Origin of the sequence: Sandarakinorhabdus sp., assembly GCF_031422795.1 — a bacterium.
Classification (GTDB): domain Bacteria; phylum Pseudomonadota; class Alphaproteobacteria; order Sphingomonadales; family Sphingomonadaceae; genus Sandarakinorhabdus.
Genome location: NZ_JANPML010000370.1, coordinates 1 through 2130, shown reverse-complemented (window position 1 = coordinate 2130; position 2130 = coordinate 1). Strand labels below are relative to the sequence as shown.

Below are 2130 nucleotides of genomic sequence, written 5' to 3'. Positions count from 1 at the left end.
CGCACATTCACCTGCGTGGCGTGATCGTCCCAAGTCTCGCCAAACAGCGCGCCGCTGATCAGCAGGGTCTTTGGCTTGCCCTTCAACCGACCGATATAGCGCAGCACCACCGCATCGCCGTCCAGCTGTTGCCCGGCTGGCGCCAGCGCCACGCCCCGGATGCGGAAACGCTGGCCAACATAGGCGATCAGCGCCTTGAACGCGTCGGCATCATCCAGGCTGGGCTGCGCGTCGGGCGCGATATCGACCAGCGCCGGTTCGACATCATGGGCCTGCAGGTGGTGGGTGACGACAACAGCGCCGGATTTGGCGTCAATCTCCACCACCGCCAGGCTGGCGTGGCCACGGTGTGCCAGCGCAGGGGCCGCAAGCCCCAACGTCAGCAGCAGCGCGGCCAGCAGCCTCACTTCTCGTCCTTCTTCTCATCCTTCTTCGCCGGCTTGGTCTTGATGCTGTCCGGCGTCACTTCCAGTTCGCTGTCGGCCATGCGGTTGTCCGGGCCAGCCGGATCGTCGCGCACCTTCAGCACGGTGGGCTCGATGCGGCGTGGATAAGCGTTGTTGCCGCGATCAGCGTCCGCCGTTTCCCACAGCGGATCGACCTCGGCGGCCTTCAGCTTCTTGGGGCTGACATGCTGCCAAGTCACGGCCTTCGCATTGTAGCGCCAGACTTCGGCCGGGATGCGAACTGTCTCGGTCGAGCCATCCTCATAATCCAGCTTCAGGATCACCGGCATCACCAGGCCGCCGATGTTGCGGAAGCTGAAGTGATAGAAATTGTCCTTGAAGTTCAGCGCAGCAGCCTGTTCCGGCTCCAGCTTCTTCAGGCTGGCCTCGTAATCCTTGCGGTCCTTGGGTGTAACGGTGAAACGATCGGTTTCGTCGTAGAAATCGCGCGTTTTCGGATCACGGTCGATCATCGGCGGCTGCGTGTTGCGCAGCGCCGTGAGCGGGGTCGGCGCGGTCTTGTCGCGATCCTTCGCCCACGCCTTTTCTACGTCGGGATTGCGGGTGTCGAGCCGGGCAGCCACCACCTTGTCCAGGCTGATATCGACATGATCGGTGGTGTAGAACCAGCCGCGCCAGAACCAATCAAGGTCCACGCCGCTGGCTTCTTCCATGGTGCGGAAGAAATCATAGGGGGTGGGCCGCTTGAAGCGCCAGCGACGGGCATATTCCTTGAAGGCGAAATCGAACAGTTCGCGGCCCAGGATCGTCTCGCGCAGGATCACCATCGCGGTGGCAGGCTTGCTGTAACCGTTGTTGCCGAACTGCAGCAGGCTGTCGCTGTGCGTCATCAACGGCACCTGATCGTGGCTGATCATATATTCGGTGATGTCACGCGGTTCGCCGCGGCCGCGGGTCTTTACCGGGTCCCAGCGCTTTTCGGCTTCGAACTGCAGGAAGCTGTTGATGCCTTCGTCCATCCACGTCCACTGGCGCTCGTCGCTGTTGACGCTCATCGGGAACCAGATGTGGCCGACTTCGTGGATGACCACGCCGATCAGGCCATATTTGGCGCGCTCGGTATAAGTGAGCTGGCCGGTTTTCTTGTCCTTCACCGGGCGCGGGCCGTTGAAGGTGATCATCGGATATTCCATGCCGCCCACCGGGCCGTTGACGCTCTGCGCCGTCGGATAGGGGTAGGGGAAAGAAAATTCGCTATACACATCAATGGTGTGGGCGATGGACTTGGTGGAATAGGCATCCCATAGCGGCCGAGCTTCCTTGGGATAGAAGCTCATCGCCATCACCAGCGGGTTAGCGCTGTCGTCTTGTTTGACGCCCATCGCGTCCCACACGAACTTGCGCGACGAGGCCCAGGCGAAATCGCGGACATTCCGTGCAACGAAGCGCCAGGTGCGGCTGCCGCTGGCCTTCTGCTTTTCAGCGGCCACCGCTTCGTCGGGCGTGACGATATACACCGGTTCCTTGGCGGTGCGGGCCTGCGTCAGCCGGGCGCGCTGCGCGGCCGACAGGATGTCGTGATTGGCCAGTTCGCCGGTGGCCGAAATCACGTGATCGGCCGGCACGGTGAGCGACACGTCATAATCGCCGAATTCCAGCGTGAACTCGCCGCCGCCAACGAAAGCCTTGTTGTGCCAGCCTTCATAATCCGAATAGACCGCCA

Annotated in this window: 2 protein-coding genes; both read right to left on the bottom strand. The window is 62.1% G+C overall.

What is annotated here, in order from left to right; genetic code table 11:
* The coding region (locus tag RMO81_RS12985) for a DUF6702 family protein (protein WP_310476315.1) at positions 1 to 407 on the bottom strand (407 nt) is incomplete at its 3' end.
* A partial coding sequence (locus RMO81_RS12980) for a M1 family metallopeptidase (protein ID WP_310476314.1) occupies positions 404 to 2130 on the bottom strand: 1727 nt, incomplete at its 5' end. The genes RMO81_RS12985 and RMO81_RS12980, both read right to left, overlap by 4 nt.